9 protein-coding genes are annotated in these 14355 nt (G+C 70.4%); 5 read left to right on the top strand and 4 right to left on the bottom strand.

The window, feature by feature from the left end:
* Positions 1 to 69: 69 nt before the first annotated feature.
* Entirely contained in the window at positions 70 to 1269 is a 1200-nt protein-coding gene (locus ACZ5IK_RS22400; RefSeq protein ID WP_465489411.1) for an oxygenase MpaB family protein, read from the bottom strand.
* A 115-nt stretch (positions 1270 to 1384) separates the two neighbouring features.
* Between ACZ5IK_RS22400 and ACZ5IK_RS22405 the strand changes: the two genes are divergently transcribed.
* Positions 1385 to 2014, top strand: coding sequence for a TetR/AcrR family transcriptional regulator (locus ACZ5IK_RS22405; protein WP_465489412.1), 630 nt, complete (start codon positions 1385 to 1387; stop codon positions 2012 to 2014).
* Here ACZ5IK_RS22405 and ACZ5IK_RS22410 read toward each other — a convergent pair.
* On the bottom strand, positions 1968 to 2633 hold the full coding sequence (locus tag ACZ5IK_RS22410) for a TetR/AcrR family transcriptional regulator C-terminal domain-containing protein (RefSeq protein WP_465489413.1): 666 nt from the start codon (positions 2631 to 2633) through the stop codon (positions 1968 to 1970). The two genes, ACZ5IK_RS22405 and ACZ5IK_RS22410, sit on opposite strands and share 47 nt — an antisense overlap.
* 80 nt (positions 2634 to 2713) lie before the next feature.
* Between ACZ5IK_RS22410 and ACZ5IK_RS22415 the strand changes: the two genes are divergently transcribed.
* The 3 genes from ACZ5IK_RS22415 to ACZ5IK_RS22425 are packed head-to-tail and all read left to right on the top strand — an operon-like array spanning position 2714 to position 5891.
* On the top strand, positions 2714 to 4093 hold the full coding sequence (locus tag ACZ5IK_RS22415) for an FAD-dependent monooxygenase (protein ID WP_465489414.1): 1380 nt from the start codon (positions 2714 to 2716) through the stop codon (positions 4091 to 4093).
* Between the two features lie 26 nt (positions 4094 to 4119).
* Positions 4120 to 5325, top strand: a complete 1206-nt coding sequence (locus tag ACZ5IK_RS22420; RefSeq protein ID WP_465489415.1) for an MFS transporter — start codon at positions 4120 to 4122, stop codon at positions 5323 to 5325.
* On the top strand, positions 5319 to 5891 hold the full coding sequence (locus tag ACZ5IK_RS22425) for a TetR/AcrR family transcriptional regulator (protein WP_465489416.1): 573 nt from the start codon (positions 5319 to 5321) through the stop codon (positions 5889 to 5891). Before ACZ5IK_RS22420 ends, ACZ5IK_RS22425 begins: the two co-directional genes overlap by 7 nt.
* Positions 5892 to 5944: 53 nt before the next feature.
* Here ACZ5IK_RS22425 and ACZ5IK_RS22430 read toward each other — a convergent pair whose 3' ends face one another.
* Entirely contained in the window at positions 5945 to 6910 is a 966-nt protein-coding gene (locus ACZ5IK_RS22430; protein WP_465489417.1) for an aldo/keto reductase, read from the bottom strand.
* Positions 6911 to 6912: 2 nt separating this feature from the next.
* A complete protein-coding gene (locus ACZ5IK_RS22435) occupies positions 6913 to 7713 on the bottom strand; it encodes an SDR family oxidoreductase (protein WP_101608577.1) in 801 nt (266 codons plus the stop codon).
* 301 nt (positions 7714 to 8014) lie between these two features.
* Between ACZ5IK_RS22435 and ACZ5IK_RS22440 the strand changes: the two genes are divergently transcribed.
* Complete coding sequence (locus ACZ5IK_RS22440; protein ID WP_465489418.1) at positions 8015 to 14341, top strand: SDR family NAD(P)-dependent oxidoreductase; 6327 nt, start codon at positions 8015 to 8017, stop codon at positions 14339 to 14341.
* The last annotated feature ends 14 nt before the right edge of the window (positions 14342 to 14355 follow it).

Genomic DNA, 14355 nt, shown 5'->3' on the forward strand with positions numbered 1-14355 from the left:
TGCGCTATGAAAGGCCCGTTACTTGCAAAATTTGCAAGTAACGGGCCTTTCATAGCACCGGCGACCCGCTCAAGAAGGCCGGTTCATGTCCGGGATCTCGATGTGCACCGGCCTGCCTTCCGAGAGCCACAGCCGGATGTACCGCCGGATCGCCTCGTCCAGCACCCAGGCGACCGGCGGCACCAGCGGCAGCGGGATGAGCTTCTCGTGGAACGCCACCAGCGCCGGGAACGCGGTGCCGATCAGCGGGTCCCAGATCCGCTCGCGCGGGATGCCGTTCCACTCGGAGACCCGGTCACCGACGACGTGGCGGGCCAGCGCGTTGACCATCGGCCGGTCGGCGCCGCCCGGGCTGGTCTGCTCGGCGAGCATGTCCAGGAGGATGTCGGTGAGTTCGACACCCTCGCGGGTCGGTCCCATCGCCGGGTCCAGCACCTGCGTGGACTGCGCGTAGGCGGCGTCCCAAGTCGACGGCAGGTACTCGTCGCCGATCCCGAGCATATGCCCGGTCACCTGCCAGATGTGCAGGTACGCGGCCGAATGCGCGGGGGAGACGCGGACGCGCCAGTCGGTCAGCTTGCGCATCGTGTAGGTCGGCAGTGTGTGCCAGGTGACCAGCATGTCGTTCTGGCTGATCGGGATTCCCTGCTGCCAGTGCGGTGACTGCGGCAGCAGATGCCGGACGGCGGCGTGCACCAGGCGGGTCTTCACCGCCGAGACGATCATCTGGCCGTCGGGCCGGTAAGCGTTGAGCGAACCGACGTCGTAGCCGAGTTTGGCCGTCTTCGCGACGCGGTCCTTCATGTCCGCGCCGCCCTTGGAGTAGTAGACCGCCCTGGCCTCGTTCGGGATGGCGGTGCTCAGCATCCCGCCGCCGAGTCCGTTCAGCAGGTTGACGAAGCGCCCGCTGACCTTCATGAAATCCGCCGCTTTGTCCAAAATGGACTGATCGGCCCACGATGGGAGCCGTCGCGCGTACTCGACGAACTCCCGCAGGTCCGGTGGGAGCCCGGACGGCGTCGGCTGGTCGTTCCTGGTCCAGGTCCGCAGCGCGCGGTTGACCTCTGCGACCTGCCCCCGGTCGAGGACCGCGGCGACCACCGGATCGGCTTCGGCGTCCCACACCCATTTCGGATCGGTGCCCGCCCCCGCGCCGGCCACCGAACCGCTCGGACTCCACGCCCAGGCGGGCTGGGCCATCCCCATGGCCCCCAGCAGGGTCGCTCCGCCACTGACGATCAGCATCTTGCGTCGATTGAGTTCGGTCATGCGCCAGTACTCCTCCTTGAGTCCCGGACCTGCGGATTGATACTGTGATACAAGTAGTGCAACCGCGTATCTCAAGGAGAGCACAATCGCCGCGAAGACACCAGACCCGGATTCTTTGCTGGAGCGCGCGCTCACCGACGCGCTCGAACGCGCCGAGGAGGGCGACGCGATCGCGCTCCGGCTGCTCGACGCCGCCTACGAGCAGTTCTGCCGGATAGGGATCCGGCGGTCCACCATGGAGGACGTCGCGCGGCGGGCCGGCGTCTCGCGGATCACCGCCTACCGCCGGTTCGCCACCAAGGACGCCCTGGTCGAACAGGTCGTGCGGCGCGAGTTCCGGCGCTACTTCGACCAGTTCCTGCTGGACATCCAGCAGGCTGAAACCGCCGCGGACCGGGTCGTGCTCGGCTTCGCCAGCGCGCTGCGGGCGATCCGGCACAACCCGCTGATCGGCGGGCTGATGGCCGTCGAGCCCGACGTGCTCGTCCCGTCGATGGTCAGCGACGGCGGCAACACCCTGGCGACGGTCCAGCGGTTCGTCGCGGGGCAGCTCCGCCGCGAGCAGCAGGCGGGCAACGTCTCGGAAGACGTCGACGTCGAACTCGTCGCCGAACTGATGACCCGGGTCTCCGCGTCGTTCCTGGTCACTCCCAGCCAGGTCGTCGATCTCGACGACGACGAGCAGGTCCGCGAAGTGGCTAGGCGGTTCCTGGTTCCGATGCTGCGGCCGCGACAAGGCCGTTGATCAGCAGTTCCAGCGCCCGGACGAAGTCCCGTTCGGGATCGGCGGACCTCAACGCGGGTATCGCGCGGCTGAAATGGGGCAGGACCTCGGGGTCGACTCGCCTGAGGTAGTGATCCGCCTGTTCCCGTTCGGATTCGCCGCGGCGCGGCATGGTGAAGCCGACGGTCGTCAGCAGCAGGGAGCCGAAGATGAGACTGTTCAGCGCGCCCAAGGTCTGGCGGACGCCGTCGTCGTCGAAACCGGCTTCATAGAGCGCGCCGATGAGATCGTCGAGCGGTTGCAGGGCTCGCAGTGATTTCGGGTTGGCCTCGTCGGTGGCCAGCGCCATCGGCACGACCGGATGCCGGGCGAGCGCGCGATAGATGTTGAGCGCGGTGACCCGCACTCGTTCCGGCCACGGCGAATCCGGGTCCGCGCGCTCGATGCCGCCGTAGACGCGTTCCGCGAGGCCGTCGAGGATGTCGGTCTTGTTCTGCACGTGGTTGTACAGCGCCATCGCTTCGACGCCGAGCGTCTTGGCGAGCTTCCGCATCGAAAGCCCCTTGAGGCCCTCTTCGGCGGCCAGGGCGAGCGCCGCGTCCAGGACCTTCTCCCGGTTCAACGGTTCTCTCCGCGTCATCTCACGCCCTTCGCTTGACAGGTTTACGGTGTATCTATCATATTTACGGTGTAAATATACGCTGTAAATACGGGGGTGTCGTGAACGACGTGATCATCGTGGGCGGGGGACCGGTCGGTCTGCTGCTGGCAGGAGAGCTCCGGCTGGCCGGAGCCGATCCGCTCGTCCTGGAGTCGGCAGACGGGTCCGTCCGCCGGAACCGGAGTTTCGGGCTGCGGGGGATCAACGGCCGCACCTCGCAGTCCTTGCGGCTGCGTGGCCTGACCGAGGCGTTCTCGAAGGCGCAAGGCGAGATGTCCGGGCTTGCGCGGCAGTTGAACGGAGGGCGCTCCAGGGGGCACTTCGCCGGATTGCCGCTCGTCGAGGACGAGGTCCCGCAGGGTGCGGCAGGCGGGTTCATCCTCAAACAGCATGTGCTGGAAAGGGTCCTCGCCGAGTGGGCGGCCGGGCTTGGCGTGCGGATCCACGCGGGCCGCGAGGTGGTCGACGTCGTCCAGGAGGACGACGCGGTCCGTGCCGTGCTCGCCGACGGCCGGTCCGAACGGGCGGCCTACCTGGTGGGGTGCGACGGCGGTCGCAGCGTCGTGCGCAAGCGGGCCGGGATCGCGTTCCCCGGCACGGGCCCGACGATGACCGGGCGCATCGCCTCGGCCGAACTCGCCGATCCTGGCGCGGTGAAGTCGTCCATGCACGGCCCCGGCGGGATGGTGAACCTGTCGCTGGTCCCGGGGGAGATCTCCACGATGGAGTTCGACGGCGGGCCGGACGATCGGGACGCGCCGCTGACGGCCGAGGAGATGCGGGCGAGCATCGGCCGCGTCAGTGGAGTCGATGTGACGATCGCCAGGCTGGACGGGGGGATCCGCTTCAGTGACAACACGCGCCAGGCGGCCACTTATCGGCAGGGTCGCATTCTCCTGGCGGGCGACGCCGCCCACGTGCACTCACCGATCGGCGGCCAGGGGTTGAACCTCGGTCTTCAGGACGCGATGAACCTCGGCTGGAAGCTGGGTCTGGTGGTGCGGGGCGGCGCGCCGGAGTCCTTATTGGACACTTACACCGCGGAGCGGCACCCGGTAGGGGAGCGGGTCCTGCGCAACACCCGCGCGCAGGTCGCGCTGATGCGGCCCGGCCCGCAGGTCGCCGCGCTCCGGGAAGTGGTGGAGGAGACGCTGGGGATCCCGGCGGCCAAACGGCATTTCATCGCGATGGGGAACGGGACCGACATCGACTACGCGCCGGGCTCCGGCCATCCGCTCGTGGGCCGGTTCGCTCCAGTGCCGCTGGTGTCCGAGGACGGTCGCGCGCTTCTGGCGGTGGACGCCGGTTCGGTCTTCCTCGTGAGGCCGGACGGCTACGTCGCCTGGGCCGCGCCCGACGGCGAGACGGCAGGGTTGGACGAGGCGCTCGCGCTCGTCACGGGTCACGTGTATAAAGTGAAACGAGTGTTCAAAATGTAACGACTGTTCAAGTTATGGAGTGTGTCGTGGCAGGCCAGTACCGAGAGCTGTTCTCCGCGAAGGGTTCGCTCGCCTTCTCCGCCGCGGGCCTGCTCGCCAGGATTCCGGTCCCCATGATGGGGATCGGGATCATCACCATGCTGGCGCGGACACGCGGCGACTACGGTCTCGCCGGACTGGTCTCGGCGGCGTTCACGTTGTCCATGGCACTGCTCGGGCCGCAGGTCTCGCGGCTGGTGGATCGCCGGGGGCAGAGCCGGATCCTGATGCCGGTGACGGGAATCAGCGTGCTGGCGATCGGCGCGCTGCTACTCTGCGCCCGGTTCGGGGCGCCGGACTGGACGCTGTTCGTGTGCGCGGTCCTCGGCGGATTCATGCCCAGCATGGCGGCGATGGTCCGGGCCCGCTGGTCGGGGCTCTACCGCGGCTCGCCCCGGCTGCACACGGCGTTCGCGCTGGAATCCGTGGTCGACGAACTGACGTTCGTCATCGGGCCCGCGCTGTCGGTGGCGTTGTGCACCATCGTCTTTCCCGAAGCGGGACCGCTGCTCGCCGTGGTGTTCCTCGCCGTCGGGGTGCTGCTGTTCGTCTCGCGGCGAGAGACGGAACCGCGCGTCCTGCCGCCGAGCGGATCGGCGGGAAGTTCGGCGATCCGGCTGGGCGCGGTGCGGGTGCTGGTGCTGACGCTCGTCGCGGGCGGTGTCATCGTCGGCACGGTCGACGTCGTCAGCGTGGCGTTCGCGGGTGCCGTCGGGTCGCCGTCGGCGGCGGGCATCGTCGTCTCGGTCTACGCGGTGGGCTCCGCGATCTCCGGACTGGCCTTCGGGACGCTCAAACTGACCGTCGCCCCGCCCCGGTTGCTCCTGATCGGCACCGCGGGCACGGCCGCGAGCGCGGTGCCGCTGCTGGCCGTGGACGGTATCGCCGGCCTGTGCGTGGTGGTCTTCGTCGCCGGATTGTTCTTCTCTCCCACGATGATCGTCGTCATGGGGATGATCGAGAAGGTCGTCCCGGCGGAGAAACTGACCGAGGGGATGACGTGGGCGATCACCGGTCTCAGCATCGGCGTCGCCCTGGGCGCCGCGGTGTCGGGAGAGGCCGTCGACCGCTACGGCGCGGACGGCGGATTCGCCGTCGCGGTGGTCGCCGGTGGCTTGATCATCCTGATCGCCCTGCTCTCGTATCCTCTCCTGACCAGGAAGACCACGATCCGTGAGGAGGCGGCATGCTGAACGAGCCGATCGCCGACGGCCGCCTCGCCAAAGGTGAGCAACGCAAACGGGAACTGATCGAGGCCACCCTGCGCGTCGTCGCGAGGGACGGGGTGTCGGGCGTCAGTCACCGCACCGTCGCCCGTGAGGCGGGGCTGCCCGCGACGGCGGCCGCGTACCACTTCCAGGGGATCGAAGACCTGCTGACCGCCGCGCTCACCCGGTGCATGGACGAAGACGCCGAGCGGATGCGCGTCCTCGCCGCGGAACCCGGCGGAGACGCCCTGCCGAAATTCGCGGCACTGCTGGCCCGCGTGGCCGCGGAACCCGGGCACCTGCTGGCGGAGTACGAGCTGTACCTGCTCGCCGCGCGGGAGCCGAGACTCCGCGAGTCGACCGATCGCTGGATGGCGGCCCTGGCGTCCTTCGCGCGCCGTCACACCGACGATCCGGTGCGGGTCGAGATGCTGGTCGGGCTGGTGGACGGGTTGCTGCTGCAGGGATTGCTGCGCGACGAACCGCCGACGGCGGACCGGTTCGAGGCCATCCTGCGGACCGCACTGGGCCGGGGTGGTCGTGAGTGGTAAGTGTCGTTCTAACGACACTTACCACTCACGACCAGCTGTACCGACGCCGTAGGTCAGGCGGTCGCGGGTGGCGACCAGGTCAGCCGCGGATCCGTCTGGATGAAGCTGCCCAGCAGCTGATCGATCCGTGTCAGCACGTCGAGGTCCAGGACCACGCCGGACGCCTTCGCGTTCTCGGTCACCTGGGCGGCGGTGCTCGCCCCGGTCACCACCGAGGCGACGGTGTTGTGCTGCAACGTCCAAGCGAGCGCCAGCTGAGCCATGGTCAGTCCGGCGTCGTCGGCGACGCCGCGCAGCATGCCGACGCGTTCGAGGAGGTCCGGGAAGAGCAGCGGCCGGGCCTCGCCCACCCTCGCGCCCCGCGAGTCCGGCGGGATCTCGCCCGGCCGGTACTTGCCGGTCAGCACGCCCTGCGCGAGGGCCACCGAAGCGAACTGTCCGATCCCAGAGCGTTCGCACACCGGCATCACCTGGGCCTCGGCGACCCGCCAGAGCATCGAGTAGTGCGGCTGGTTGGCGATGAGCGGGACGCCGAGCCGCTCGGCGATCGGCCGCGCCTCCAGCAGTTGTTCCGCCGTCCATTCCGCGGTACCGGCGTAGAGGATCTTCCCTTGCCGCACCAGATCCGACAGCGCGAGGAACGTCTCCTCGAGCGGCGTGCGGTAGTCGAACCGCAGCAACTGGTAGACGTCGATGTAGTCGGTGCGCAGGCGCCGCAGCGATCCGTGCAGCGACGTGGTCAGGTGCTTGCGGCTGAGGCCGGCGTCGTTGAGGCCCGGGCCTTCGGGCCAGAACACGCCGGTGCACAGGACGAGATCGTCGCGGCGGGCGGCGCTCAGCGCGGCGGCGAGATTCTCTTCGGCGGCGCCGCCGTCCCAGGCCGCGGCGGTGTGGAAGGTCGTGATGCCCGCGTCGAGCGCGGCCTGGACGCACTCGGCGCCGTCGGGGTGCGTGAGCCAGTTGCCGTACGAGATCTCGCTGACGGACAGCCCGCTCGCGCCGAGCCTGCGGTGGTCCATGCTCACCTCTTCCGCGCGCCGGTTTCTAGGATGGTGCGGTCGATCCAGGCGTCGAGACCCGCCGCCTTGCGCGCGTAGGTCTCCCGTACCGATTCGTGCGGCAGGATCAGGAACTCCTCCGACGCCAGGCCGTGGATGACCGATTCCGCGACGTCCTCCGGTTCCAGCAGCGGTGCCGCGGCGGCGATCGCGAGGGCGGCGGGGTGCCCGGCTGCGATCCCCGGTTCCAGCAACGCGGTCCGCACGCCGAGCGGGCACAGTGCGCTGACCTGCACCCCACGCGGCCGGTAGGTGATGGCCAGCCATTCGGCGAGCCCGACGGCCGCGTGTTTGGTCACCGAGTACGGCGCGTCGCCGGGGGTGCCGAGCAGGCCCGCGCCCGAGGCCGTGATCAGCAGATATCCCTGGCCCCGGCTCAACATCGCGGGAAGCGCGACCTGTGCGGCGTGCACATGCTGCATGACGTTGATCGCCCAAGAACGCGACCATTGCTCGTCGGCGGCGTGCACGCCCGTCCCGAACGCGGCACCCGCGTTGGAGCAGAACAGGTCCACCGGACCGAACTCCGTGCGCGCCTCGGTCACCAGCATCTTCAAGTCCTCTTTGGACGACGCGTCGGCGTGACGCGCGATCGCGGCACCGCCGGCGGCCGTGATCCCGGCGACGACCTTCTCCGCCGCGTCGAGGTCGAGGTCGGAGACCACCACTCCGGCGGCGCCCTCGGCGGCGAACCGCCGGGCCATGGCGGCGCCGATTCCGTGTGCCGCGCCGGTCAGCACGACGACTCGTCCTGTCACTTCCACATGCGCTCCATGGTTATCGATACTGCATTCGATGACAATTCTTCTGTTTTGTTACGCCGGTGAGCGGCGCTTTGCCGAAATCTGGAATGCGAGTGATAAAAGTGCAGGTCAGCGGCTTGTTCTGACTGTGTCGACATATTTGTTTCCGGCGCCGGACTTTAGCACGCGTTCCCTTGTTTTTCGAGTTTTCACGCGAGAGTATTGCGCTCTCTGCGGCAAGTAGGTTATTTCTTGGGAATCCCGCTGAAGATCGCCGAACCCGGCGAGGTTCGACCAGCCCAGCCGAACAGGAGGTCCGCCGGTGAGTCATGCGACGGCGCGCACGCGGGTACTCGGCGTCAACCCGCTCGGACGTCCGGATCCGGGGCTGGCGGCCGCCGTCGCCAGGGGAGGCGGTCTCGGCGTCCTGGATCTCGCGCGCACCGGGTCCATAGTGGACAGAGGATTCCCGTTCGGGGTGCGGATCCCAGCGGGCCGCCACGTGCGGTACGAAGAGGTGCGCGAAAGCGGTGCGGGGCTCGCCCTGCTGGCCGAAGGGGCAGTTTGGCAGGGCAGGGGCGACGTCCCCGTGCTGGCCGAGGTGACCGGCGTCGAGCAGGCCGTCCGGATGCTCGACGCCGGCGCCTCTGGTCTGGTCGCGAAGGGCGCCGAGGCGGGCGGTTCGGATCTCACCACGTTCGTCCTCCTGCAGCGGTTGCTGGAGCGGTTCGGCGAGGACGTCCCCGTGTGGGCGTACGGCGGCATCGGGCCGCGTACGGCGGTGGCCGCGATCGCCGGGGGCGCGGCGGGCGTGGTGCTCGACGGTCTCGGCCTGTTCCCGGAAGCCGACGTCTCCGCGGCGGCACGGAACGAACTCGCCAGGGCCGACGACGGGCTCGCGGCGTTGCTGGCGAACCGCTTCGAGGACGCTGAAAGCGCTGTCCGGACGGTCGTGCGCTCGCTCGCCACCCCGTCGTCGGCGAGCCCCATGGAGCAAGGCGCGCGACTGTGCCGCACGCTGGGCACCGGCTTGCCGGTCGTGCAAGGACCGATGACGCGGGTGAGCGACCAGCCCGGTTTCGCCGCCGCCGTCGCCGGGCACGACGGGTTCCCGTTCGTCGCGGTGGCCACCGCGAACGGCGCCAAGACCGCCGAACTGCTCGGCCGCACCGCCGAAGCGCTCGGCGAACGACCTTGGGGCGCGGGCATCCTCGGCTTCGTCCCGGAGGACTTGCGCGCCGAACAGCTCGCGGCGGTCCGGGCCGCGCGCCCGCGGTGCGTGCTGATCGCGGGCGGGAAACCCGCGCAGGCCAAGGCCCTGGAGGCCGACGGGATCGCGACCTTCCTCCACGTGCCGTCACCGATCCTCCTGCGGCAGTTCCTCGACGCCGGGATCCGCCGGTTCGTCTTCGAAGGCGCCGAATGCGGTGGGCACGTCGGCCCGCGGTCGAGTTTCGTGCTGTGGGAGCAGCAACTGGACGTCCTGCGTGAACAGGGCGCCAAGGACGTCGAAGTGCTGTTCGCGGGCGGGATCCACGACGCCCGGTCCGCCGCGATGGTCGCCGCGATGGCGGAACCGCTCACGGGAATCGGTGTCCTGATGGGCACCGCGTACCTGTTCACCGAGGAAGCCGTGACCCACGGCGCCATCACCGAGGTCTTCCAGGACCGGGTGCTCGACGCCCGGTCCACGGTCACGCTGGAGACCGCGCCCGGCCATCTCACCCGCTGCCTGCCCAGTCCGTACACCGACGAGTTCGCCGCGCTGAAGGCCGGGCTCCGCGCGGACGGGATCCCGCCGCAGGAGAGCTGGCAACGGCTGGAGGAGCTCAACACCGGGCGGCTGCGGATCGCGAGCAAGGGGATCCGGCGAGAAGGCGAAGCCCTCGTCGAGGTCGACACTTTCGGCCAGCTTGCCGAGGGGATGTACATGGCCGGGCAGGTGACGGTCCTGCGAGAGCGGCGCACCGACATCGCCGCCCTGCACCGTGAAGTCACCGACGGCGCGGCGGAACTGCTCGCCGCCCGCACCCCGCCCGGAGAGTCCGTTGTGGACGGTGACGTCGCCATTGTCGGCATGGCGTGCGTGTTCCCCGGTGCTCCCGACCTTCCCTCCTTCTGGTCCAACATCCTGCGCGGCGCGGACGCCGTCACCGAGGTGCCGGATCAGCGCTGGGACACCGAGGTCTACGCGGACCAGTCGACGTCCAAATGGGGCGGCTTCCTGCCACCGGTGGACTTCGACCCGCTCGCGTACGGCATCCCGCCGAAGTCGATGGGCAGTATCGACCCGGCCCAGCTGGTTTCGTTGCAGACTGCCCGGCGTGCCCTTGAGGACGCGGGCTACGGCGACGGCGGGTTCGATCGTGAGCGCACCAGCGTCATCTTCGGCGCCGAAGCCGGGGGAGACCTGGCCAACGCCGGTGTCCTGCGCGCGTTGCTGCCCAGCTATCTCGAAGACGTCCCGGAAGAACTGCTCGCGCAGCTGCCGGAACTGACCGAAGACTCGTTCCCCGGCACCCTCGCCAACGTCATCTCCGGCCGGATCGCCAACCGGCTCGACCTCGGCGGCACCAACTACACCGTGGACGCCGCGTGCGGTTCCTCGCTGGCCGCGCTGGACCTCGCGGTGAAGGAACTGAGGGCCGGCACCAGCTCGATGGTCCTGTGCGGCGCTGTCGACCTGCACAACGGCGTCAACGACTACCTCATGTTCACCTCCGCGGGCGCGCTGTCGCCGACGGGCCGGTGCCGCCCGTTCGACTCGGCGGCGGACGGGATCGCGCTCGGTGAGGGTGTCGCCTGCCTCGTGCTCAAGCGGCGGGCCGACGCCGAACGTGACGGCGACCGGGTCTACGCCGTGGTCAAGGGCGTCGGCGCCGCCAGCGACGGCAAGGCGCTCGGCCTCACCGCACCGCGCCCCGAGGGACAACGGCGAGCGCTGGCGAGGGCCTACCGCGACGCCGGAGTGTCCCCGGCGGACGTCTCGCTGGTGGAGGCGCACGGCACGGGCACGGTCGTCGGCGACGCCACCGAACTGACCACGCTCACCGAGTTCTTCCTCGACGCGGGCGCCGAACCGGGCGCGTGCGCGCTGGGCTCGGTGAAGAGCCAGATCGGGCACACGAAATGCGCCGCGGGACTGGCCGGCCTGATGAAGGCGGCGCTGGCGCTGTGGCACGAAGTCGTGCCGCCCACGCTGCACCTGACCAGGCCGAACCCCGCCTGGGACGCGCAGAGCAGCCCCTTCACCTTCTCCACCGGCGCCCGGCCGACGCCGGTTCCACACGGACGCGAGTTCGCCGGAGTGAGTGCGTTCGGGTTCGGTGGGACCAACTTCCACGCGGTGCTGGCCGCCCCCGGGGTCCCGCCCGACCGGCGGCACGGTCCGCGTGACTGGGACGCCGAGCTGGTCCTGGTCCGGGGTTCCGATGTGGACGGTGCCCGCGCCGCGCTGCGCGAACTGCTGTCGGCCAATGAAGGCCGTCCGCTGCGGGAGATCGCCGCTCTCGCAGCCGAACGGGGCGGGTCCGGGCCGGTGCGCCTCGCCGTCGTCGCGAGTGATCTCGAAGACCTGCGCGAGGCCGCCGAGAACGGGGGAGGGCTCACCGCGGGGAACACCGAAGCCGGGGCGATCGCGTTCCTGTTCCCCGGCCAAGGCAGCCAGAAGACCGGAATGCTGGCGGACCTGTTCGTGCACTTCCCCGAGCTGGCGGAGGTCCTGCGGCTCGCTCCGGACGTCGCCGCGACCACCTTCCCGCCGCGCGCGTTCGCCGAAGAGGCACGCGCGGCGCAGGACGAGGATCTCAAGGACACACGGATCGCGCAGCCCGCGCTCGGGCTCGTCGAGTCGGCCGTGTGCCGGTTGCTCGCCGATCTCGGGGTCCGGCCGGATCTGCTGGCGGGGCACAGCTACGGCGAACTGGCCGCGCTGTCGGTCGCCGGCGCGTTCGACACCCCGACCCTGGTGGCGCTCAGCCGGGCGAGGGCTCGCTCGATCGCCGAAGTCGCGGGCGCCGACCCCGGGGCGATGGCCGCGGTGAAGGCGTCCCGTGAGGAACTGGCCGCCGCCCTCGACCGGACCGATGTCGTGCTGGCCAACCACAACGCACCGGCACAGACCGTCCTTTCCGGACCGACGGAGGCCATCGAAGAGGCCGTCCGCACGCTGCGCGGGCAAGGGATCGGGGCCAAGCGGATCCCCGTCGCTTGCGCCTTCCACAGTCCGCTGGTGGCCGGGGCGAGCGACGTGTTCGCCGTCGACCTCGACAACGCCGAGATCGGCGAGCCCGGCCCGCCGGTGTGGTCGAACCGCACCGCCCGGCCCTACGTTGCCGGAACGGTGCGCGCGGGACTGTCCGCGCAGATCGGCTCACCGGTGCGCTTCGTCGAGCTGATCGAGGACATGTACGCGGCGGGCGCGCGCACCTTCGTCGAGGCGGGCCCGGGACAGGTGCTTTCCCGGCTGGCCAGAGACATCCTCGGCGATCGGCCGCACACCGTCGTCGCGTGTGATCCCGGCGGCCCCGGGCTGCGAGGGTTCCTCACCGCGCTCGCGCGCCTGGCGCTCACGGGCGTCGAAGTGCGCACCGAACGGCTTTTCCGCGGCCGCGTCCGCGTCGGCCCGCTTCCCGCGCCCGCCTGGACCGTGGACGGGCAGACCGTCCGCGCGCCCGGCGGCGAGGTCCCCGCCCATGGGCTCGTGCCCGCCCGACGAATCCCGAGGACGACCATGAACCAGCCCGCGCCCGGTCGTGACCAGGCCGTCGTCGAATTCCTCCGCACCAGCCGCGAACTGCTGGCGGCGCAACGGGACGTGATGCTCGGGTACCTCGGCACCGCGCCGCTCGCCGCGGCCCCGGTCGCGCCGGTGCTGTCGCCGCCGGTCGAGGCGCCGGTAGTGAGCGCGCCCGCCGTCGCCGCGGAACCCGTCGTCCCGGAACCGGCCGTGGAAGAAGTCGCGGTCACCGACGTCCTGGCCACCGTGATCGGCGCGATCAGCGAACGCACCGGCTATCCGGCCGAGATGATCGACGACGATCTCGACCTCGAAGCGGATCTTTCCATCGACTCGATCAAGCGCACCGAAATCGCGGGCTCGCTGCTGGCGAAGCTCGGGCTCACCGGACAGGTGCACGACGACGCCCAGGACCAGCTCAGCCGTGACCGGACGGCGAGCGCGCTGGCCACACGGCTGCGGAAGTGGCTCGAACCGGCGGCTCCGGTCGCCGCGACACCGGCCCCCGCCGAAGCCCCGGCGGGCCGCGCGCCCGGCCGGTACCTGCTCAGCCGGGTGCCCGCGCCGCTCGGCACGCCCGACCTCTCCAGGGTGCGCGGCAAGACGGTCGTGGTGAGCTTCGAACCAGGACAGGAGGAGCTGGCCGAGTCGGTCCGTGTGGTGTTCACCGAGGCGGGCGCTGTACCGGGTGAGCGAAGTGAGGCCGACATCGTCCTCGTGCTGAACCCGTTGTCGGACGCGGAAGAACCGGTCGCGGCGCAGGTCTTCGGCCTGCTCAAGGAGGCCAAGGGCGCGGTGATCGTGGTGGCGAGGCCGGGTTCCGGGCATACCGCCGGGCTGCGCGGCCTCGTCCGTGCCGCGGCACGGGAACGGAGTGAGCCGACCAGGCTGGTCGAGCTGGAATCCACGGTGGATCTCGCGCGGATCGTGCTGGAGGAGGTGATCGCCGAAGGACCCGCCACGGTCCGGTACGACACCGCCGGGCGCGCGTCCTTCGAGCCCTCCGCGGGCTCCCTCGGTTCGATCGCCTACGCCGGCGCGGGTCCCGGCGGCGGGGAGACCAAGGCGCTCGGACTCGGGACGGATTCGGTACTGCTGCTGATCGGCGGCGCCCGGGGGATCACCGCGCGGGCGGCGGTCGCGCTGGCGGCGAGCGGATGCCGGATCGAACTGGCCGGGCGCACGCCGTGGCCCGCCGAACCCGGCGACGAAGACCTCCCCGGCGACGCGCAGGGGATGCGTTCGGCCTTGGCCGCGCGTGGTGGTTCGCTGGTGGACATCGAACGCCGGGTGCGCACCGTGCTGGCCCAGCGCGAGATCGCCAGGACGCTCGACCAGATCGGCGCGGCCGGCGGTACCGCGGCGTACCGGTCGCTCGACGTGCGCGACGGCGCCGCCGTCCGGCAGGTGGTCAAGGATCTGCACACCCGATACGGACGCATCGACGGTGTCGTCCACGCGGCCGGGGTGATCGACGACAAGCTGATGGCGGACAAGGACGAGCAGTCGTTCCGCACCGTCTACGGGACCAAAGTGGACGGTGCGCGGGCCTTGCTCGACGCGTTGGAGCACTTCGGCGTCCGGCCCGGGTTCGTGACCTTCTTCGGCAGCATCGCCGCCGTCCTCGGCAACCGGGGGCAGACCGACTACGCGGCGGCGAACGACGCGCTGGAGACCCTCGGCGCGCAGTGGGCGGACCGCACCGGCTGCCGGGCGCTGACCGTCCACTGGGGACCTTGGGCGCCCTCGGACGACCACGCCGGCATGGTGTCGCCGGAACTGGCGCGCGAGTACGAACGCCGGGAGGTCGCGCTGATCGATCCGGACGAAGGCACCGCCGCCCTGCTGCGTGAGCTGGCCTACGGCCCGGCCGACGTCCGCTCGGTGCTGTACACGGCGTCACTGTGGTGAACAAGAACGTGGTG

This window comes from Amycolatopsis sp. NPDC031561 (genome assembly GCF_055580625.1).

Excerpts from the sequence above, each read along its gene's own strand:
- ACZ5IK_RS22400 (WP_465489411.1), bottom strand. The coding sequence starts at position 1,269 with ATGACCGAACTCAATCGACGCAAGATGCTGATCGTCAGTGGCGGAGCG.
- ACZ5IK_RS22410 (WP_465489413.1), bottom strand. The coding sequence starts at position 2,633 with ATGACGCGGAGAGAACCGTTGAACCGGGAGAAGGTCCTGGACGCGGCG.
- ACZ5IK_RS22425 (WP_465489416.1), top strand. The coding sequence starts at position 5,319 with ATGCTGAACGAGCCGATCGCCGACGGCCGCCTCGCCAAAGGTGAGCAA.
- ACZ5IK_RS22430 (WP_465489417.1), bottom strand. The coding sequence starts at position 6,910 with ATGGACCACCGCAGGCTCGGCGCGAGCGGGCTGTCCGTCAGCGAGATC.